Here is a 6,090-nt window from a genome sequence, read left to right on the forward strand (position 1 = left end):
CTACGACCTCTATCTATACAATTATTATCCCATAAGAAAGTGGGATTAAGAATAAAAAGTAGTATTTATTACTACAACTACATTATACGAGGAGGTTTTATGGCTAGATCGATTTTAATTTACAATATGCCTGAAAATATTAAAGAATTTTTGAAGATTGAATCTGAGAAGCACGATTTTGAAATAATCGAATGCGATGATTCTGATTTGTGCACTAAAATATCTGTGCTTTTAAAAGAAGAAGACGGCGACAAAATTGAGTGTGCTAAAGAAGGTGTTGATATTAATTTTCTAATGATCAATAAATTCAACAACCAAATTTTGAATAGATTTTTGAAAGATATGCAACGTGAGAATATTTATATTCCAAACAAATGTGTGACAACAGAGCACAATATCAATTGGCCACTTAAACAACTTCTTTTGGAAAACAAGGAAGAACACGAGGTGATGACTATTTACAAGGAGCTTGCAGCTCTTAGATCACAAGCTATTCAATTGTACAAAGAAAATGACAATGATGAACTTTATGAAACTATCAACGAAGTCACTGAATATATGCAACCAAAAGAATTTGAAAAGGATGAACTTATCAGAAGGTTCAACCATTTAAAATCAGTTATAGAAAGAATTGGCTAGATTTATTTAACTCATAGTCAAAGTAATAAACCCTCATGCTAAGAATATCATACGGAGAAAATTGCTTTGATTTCAATTCGAAAAAATCCGTAAAAATCGAACTGTTTGAACGTAAGTGAGTTTTCGATTTTAGGATTTTGAGATTTAGAAATCAACAATTTTTGTAGTCCAGATATTCGTGTATGAGGGTTTGCTTACATATTAGAATTAGCAATAGCTAATTCTTTTTTTATTTGACACGATATCACAAGTGTGCTACGATTATGATACAGTATGATACAAGAGGAGGTATTTATGATTACTTTTGAGAATGTGACAAAAAAATATGACAAAAAAATCGCTTTGGACAATCTGGATCTCACAATTAATAGCGGCGAAATCTTCGGTCTTATTGGACATAACGGAGCTGGTAAATCAACTACGATAAAATCCTTAGTTGGTGTTATAAAACCTGAAGAAGGGACTATCAAAGTTGACGATATTGATGTAAAAGATAATCCAATGGAAGCTAAGAAAAAAATCGGATATGTATCTGACAGTCCAGATATGTTTTTGAAGATGACTCCTTACGAATTTTGGAGATTTGTAGGAACGATTTATGAAGTTGAAGAAAACAAATTCAACGCTACTTGCAAGATGCTTTCCGAAAAATTTGATTTGACAGAATTCTTCCAACCTATCGAATCTTTTTCACATGGTATGAGACAAAAAGTTTTCGTAATAGCCGCTCTGTTATCTGATCCAGATGTGTGGGTATTGGACGAACCGTTGACTGGACTTGACCCACAAAGCTCGTACAATTTGAAGGAAATGATGAGAGAACACGCCAACAAAGGAAATACTGTTTTGTTCTCAACTCATATTTTGGAAATTGCAGAAAAACTTTGCGACAGAATTGGAATTTTGCAAAAAGGAAAACTTATATTCTTAGGTACGGTTCAAGAACTAAAAGATTTACATCCGGATAAATCTTTGGAAGAAATTTATCTTGAAATGATAAAATCACACGATGAGGTTCCAAATGAACAAAACTAAATTAAAAGAATTGATGAAAATCGACTTATTGAATATAAATCCTATGCTCACAGGTCAAATCAGACAGAAGACCAAGCCTGCTGAGAATAAAAGTATTTACAAGAAAATTATCAGGCAATATATAATGTCCGCTGTGATGATGCTAGTAATTTACGGAATTATGTTCGGATTTGTGTTTGATTATAGCAAGGCACCTAAGATGTTTGATTTGTTCGTGTTTTACTTGGTAATTTTGGGAACTTTGCAAAACTTCATCAGCGTATTCAATCTTTTTTATGAAAACAAGGATTCGTTGAAGATGTCGTATTTCCCGATTAGCCAGAAGGAAATGTTCATATCCAAGACTTTCTTGACAATGTTGAGTTCGTTGACAGTTTTAAGTCCAATTTTGTTGTTGTCGATAAAGTTTTTCATTGATTTCAAATTCAATATATTCTTGGCAATTTTGTTCGGAATTTTGAATTTCGTAGTTTTATTCGCTTTTACAATAATTTTGAATATTGTCGTTGCGGAGCTTTTGGTGAGAACATCTGCATTGTACAAATTCAACACGCAAATAATGGTTGGACTTAATATTTTCATTCAAGTCGTTGCCATAGTATTTGTAATTTTTATTCAAAATTCAAACATCATGAAAAACACTACAGGACTTGGCCCTATTTCAGGATTACTTCACAATCCATTATCGGCGATTATTTTCATAGCTGTATTGGCAGTTGTTGAAGTGATTTTAGGAAAAGCGATTCTAGAATTTGCATCGAAGAACTTGTACGAACACATGAGCGATATTCAAAACAGAAAAAATTCTGTCAGAAGAACTAAAGTTGACAAAGAACCAAGCAATATCGGCAAGGAAATGTTCAAATACAACAAAATGCTTTTGAGTGATGCTACAACTATCACATCGTGCATTTTATTCCCAGTGATGTTCCCAATAATAATGACATTTGCAAACTTGTCAAATATGAGAAGTGACCTCGGTACAAATATTTCCGATTTGCAATCACTTGCTGTTGCACTCAGCATTTCATTTATGTACAGTGTGTTCATTGGACTATTTCCTATGAACCTACAATCGATAATAGTTTCATTGGACGGACAAAATCACGATTATTTGATGAGTCTACCAATGAATAAGAAAACTTATTTGAACGAAAAAGTAAAATTCTCAGCTCTAATTATGGGAGCATTATCTGCACTTGCAATATTAGGATGTTCCTTATTCTTCAGAGTAAAAATCTATTTCGTAATCGTTGCAATTGTGTTGAATTTAATATCTATATTCGTATTTTGTAGATTCAAAGTCGCAGGAGATTATAAACACAAGTACGTAAATTGGTCGAGCATTTCAGATATAATGAACAGACAATCCAAATTCGCCTACGTTATTAAAATGATGGGACTTTCATTTTTGACGATAGCAATATTCTCAATTGTAATGTTTAGCATTCAATCAGCCCCAATTAAATGGATTCTCATGGGAATATTAATTCCATGGGCATTAATAGTAATAGGAATTGAACTTTACAATCAAATCGGTTTTTGGAGAAAAATAAAATAGACACACAAAAATCATCCTAGTCAATAAACTTAGGATGATTTTTTAATATGCTATTAATGCGTAAATTTATTTGTGCTCTTCGTAGTATCTTGTTCCCAATACATCAGCTGTCAATACGAAATCTCTTAATTTTTCCGGAGTGATTTCTCCAACTACGTTGTGAATAGTTTCTCCTTCAACACAGGCTTTTTCACAACCTACCATTATATTTTCAGCTTTTATATTCATATCTTTCAAAGTGATTGGAAGTCCAACTTTGTAGCAGAAATCCATTACCTTCATCAATTCATCTTTTGGAGCTGATTCCATCAACAATTGTACAATCGTACCGAAAGCTACGATTTCTCCGTGCATTGCAGATACTCCTTCTATTTCAGTAAATCCGTTATAGATAGAGTGTGCTGCTGCAAGTCCACCATTATCAGCACCAACACCACTTAGATAAGTTGCTGCTTCAATAACTTTTTCTACAGATTCATTCAACAAATGATTATCCACAGATTTCTTGGCAATTTCTCCATGTTCAAACAAAATTTCATTGCACAATTTGCAAAGTGCCATCGCTGATTCACTAATTCCACCATTTTCAAGTGAAGGTGCATCAACTTTTTTGCAACTTCTTGCTTCGTAGTAAGTTCCCAAAGCATCGCCCATTCCTGCAACCAAAAATCTCACAGGAGCGTTGGCAATTATTGTCGTATCCACAATTACCATGTTAGGATTATCTGGATAGAAAATATATCTGTCAAATGTGTGATCATCATTGTAAATAACTGAAAGTCCAGTACATGGAGCATCAGTCGCTACAACTGTAGGAACTACCAAAACTGGTTTATTTTCATAAAATGCCGTAGCCTTTGCAGTATCAATAGCAGATCCTCCACCGATTCCAACCACTGCATCGATTTTTTCATCGACGACGATTTTTCTCATTCTATCTATTTCTCCATTAGAAGAAATTCCGGAGAAAATTTCATATTTTCTGAAAGCATCAGTTCCTTCAAAACTCTTTTCGATTTTTTCCTTACAATCGTTCAATCCTCTTTTTGAAGATACGAACAAAAACCTGTTTCCATAATCTTTTGCGTATTTCCCAAATTCATTCAAAGCGTCTTTGCCTTGAACATATTTTTGAGGTGTTCTAATTAATTTTAACATTTAATTCTCCTTTCGTAATTTTGATAAACAAGGTTATTTATTTAACATTTATGTCCAAATAACCTCTAAAATATTTATACCCAAATAGATAAAACAAAAACAGCAACAAACTTTTTTCGTTCATTGCTGTTTATTTTTTAATTATTTTGGTTGAATGTAGTCTACTAAGAAAAGTTTTTCTGTTCCATCACTTCTAACTCTTACAACTACATCTTCTTGATCTTTATCGTTGTATTGTCTAGTTAATATGATGTCTCCTTTTTCAAAGCTGAAATTATACGGAAATGATTGATTGTAACCTATTGTCGTAAAATCTTTGAAATATTCCGCATCTTTAATTCGGTATAATTTTTCGTGAGGATATGTGGAGTACTTGTGGCTTATAATTCCATAATAATCTGCTTCAAATTCTCTTCCATTGTATGTGATTTTTTCTGTTGAGATTGGTTTGAGATTTTTACTTTTCAACAAATTAACTGTGTGAAGATTTTTAATTTTATCTTGGATAATTTTCGTCATATTATCGTTAACATAACCTATTCCATCTATATGTGCCAATCCAAAAAATCCAATAACATCTCCTTTTGTCCTGTTATATGTATTCATAAAGTTTTCTGCCATCATTTTGTCTCTGTACTCACTGGCTTTTAAGTCATCAACTTTTTCCTTGTCATAGAAATTCTTACCTTGTTCTATAGCCTTCTCAGTAAGTTCAATATCTTTTTTATCGCCTTTTTCTTTTGCTAATTTAAGATAATCCTTGCCTATAATATCGTATGAATGTCCCACATCTACACCGTAGAATTTAATATCATTCATTTCTTTTTTTATTGTCTTGAAATATTCGATATCGTAATCATAATCATAGTTTCCGTATTTTTTAATAACATCATACATTTTGTTCAAATACTCATCATTATCTGATTTCATCCACAAATTAAGATATTGTGCAACATAATGAGAATCCTCCAAAAAATAATTCCTGCCACCTTTTTTGTAGTAATCTCTCAAAATGTTTAACTCTTCATTATAAATAGGTTTTATATCGTGATCTTCTCCATACAAATACACTTCTCTTTTTCCAATGCTACATGAGCACAACATTAAAAGCATCATTACAATTGCAAATATTTTCTTTTTCATAAAATTCCTCCTGCTTGCTTATACATCCATTCTATCACAAAACAAAAAAAATCTCCTCAGCAAATAAATTTACCAAAGAGATTTGTATTCATATTAATAGTGTCTTATTATTTTTGCAGGCATTCCAACTGCAGTGCAATCACTTGGAACATCACTTAAAACAACTGCTCCTGCACCGATTTTCGCACGATCTCCAATTTTAATCGGTCCCAAAACAGTCGCTCCAGTTCCAATTACAACATTATCACCTACGATTGGATGACGTTGGTGTTCCTTTTCGTTGCCAGTACCACCAAGCGTTACGTTATGATAAAAGTGACAATTATCTCCTACAATCGCAGTCTCTCCAATTACAACTGCCATCGCATGATCTATGAATAGATTCTTTCCGATAGTTGCACCTGGATGAATTTCAATTCCAGTTTTACGTCTCGCTCTTTGTGAGAAAAATCTCGCAAGTAACCTGAACCCCAAAATCCGGAATACGGATGGAGGGGTTTTTGTATGCCAAAATACACAAAAGAATTTAAAATAAAATTAGTACTAGAATATTT

The 6,090-nt window shown here is 32.7% G+C and carries 5 protein-coding genes and 1 pseudogene; 3 read left to right on the top strand and 3 right to left on the bottom strand.

Annotation, left to right across the window (positions count from 1 at the left end; genetic code table 11):
• The first annotated feature begins 99 nt into the window (after positions 1–99).
• The 3 genes from DES33_RS09265 to DES33_RS09275 all read left to right on the top strand — a co-directional run bounded on the left by DES33_RS09265 (position 100) and on the right by DES33_RS09275 (position 3,235).
• Positions 100–639: a DUF3783 domain-containing protein gene (locus tag DES33_RS09265; protein WP_110058803.1), complete on the top strand. Its 540-nt coding sequence runs from the start codon at positions 100–102 to the stop codon at positions 637–639.
• Between the two features lie 294 nt (positions 640–933).
• Complete coding sequence (locus tag DES33_RS09270; protein ID WP_110058804.1) at positions 934–1,674, top strand: ABC transporter ATP-binding protein; 741 nt, start codon at positions 934–936, stop codon at positions 1,672–1,674.
• Positions 1,661–3,235 carry an antibiotic ABC transporter permease gene (locus DES33_RS09275; RefSeq protein WP_110058805.1) on the top strand — a complete coding sequence of 525 codons (1,575 nt, stop codon included), beginning with the start codon at positions 1,661–1,663 and terminating at the stop codon, positions 3,233–3,235. The genes DES33_RS09270 and DES33_RS09275 overlap by 14 nt, the downstream gene beginning before the upstream one ends.
• A 66-nt stretch (positions 3,236–3,301) precedes the next feature.
• Here DES33_RS09275 and DES33_RS09280 read toward each other — a convergent pair whose 3' ends face one another.
• The 3 genes and pseudogenes from DES33_RS09280 to epsC form a co-directional block, all read right to left on the bottom strand.
• Positions 3,302–4,393 carry a glycerol dehydrogenase gene (locus DES33_RS09280; RefSeq protein ID WP_110058806.1) on the bottom strand — a complete coding sequence of 364 codons (1,092 nt, stop codon included), beginning with the start codon at positions 4,391–4,393 and terminating at the stop codon, positions 3,302–3,304.
• Between the two features lie 141 nt (positions 4,394–4,534).
• Positions 4,535–5,536: a hypothetical protein gene (locus DES33_RS09285; protein WP_110058807.1), complete on the bottom strand. Its 1,002-nt coding sequence runs from the start codon at positions 5,534–5,536 to the stop codon at positions 4,535–4,537.
• A gap of 93 nt (positions 5,537–5,629) precedes the next feature.
• Positions 5,630–5,998 (bottom strand): annotated as a pseudogene (gene epsC / locus DES33_RS09290) (serine O-acetyltransferase EpsC); the annotation flags it as partial.
• Between the last annotated feature and the right edge of the window lie 92 nt (positions 5,999–6,090).

This window comes from Finegoldia magna (genome assembly GCF_003182075.1).
In the GTDB taxonomy this organism is placed as follows: domain Bacteria; phylum Bacillota; class Clostridia; order Tissierellales; family Peptoniphilaceae; genus Finegoldia; species Finegoldia magna.

What these genes read in the sequence shown, in the direction of transcription:
- DES33_RS09280 (WP_110058806.1), bottom strand. Translation starts at nt 4,393, where the DNA reads ATGTTAAAATTAATTAGAACACCTCAAAAATATGTTCAAGGCAAAGAC.
- DES33_RS09275 (WP_110058805.1), top strand. Translation starts at nt 1,661, where the DNA reads ATGAACAAAACTAAATTAAAAGAATTGATGAAAATCGACTTATTGAAT.
- DES33_RS09270 (WP_110058804.1), top strand. Translation starts at nt 934, where the DNA reads ATGATTACTTTTGAGAATGTGACAAAAAAATATGACAAAAAAATCGCT.
- DES33_RS09265 (WP_110058803.1), top strand. Translation starts at nt 100, where the DNA reads ATGGCTAGATCGATTTTAATTTACAATATGCCTGAAAATATTAAAGAA.
- DES33_RS09285 (WP_110058807.1), bottom strand. Translation starts at nt 5,536, where the DNA reads ATGAAAAAGAAAATATTTGCAATTGTAATGATGCTTTTAATGTTGTGC.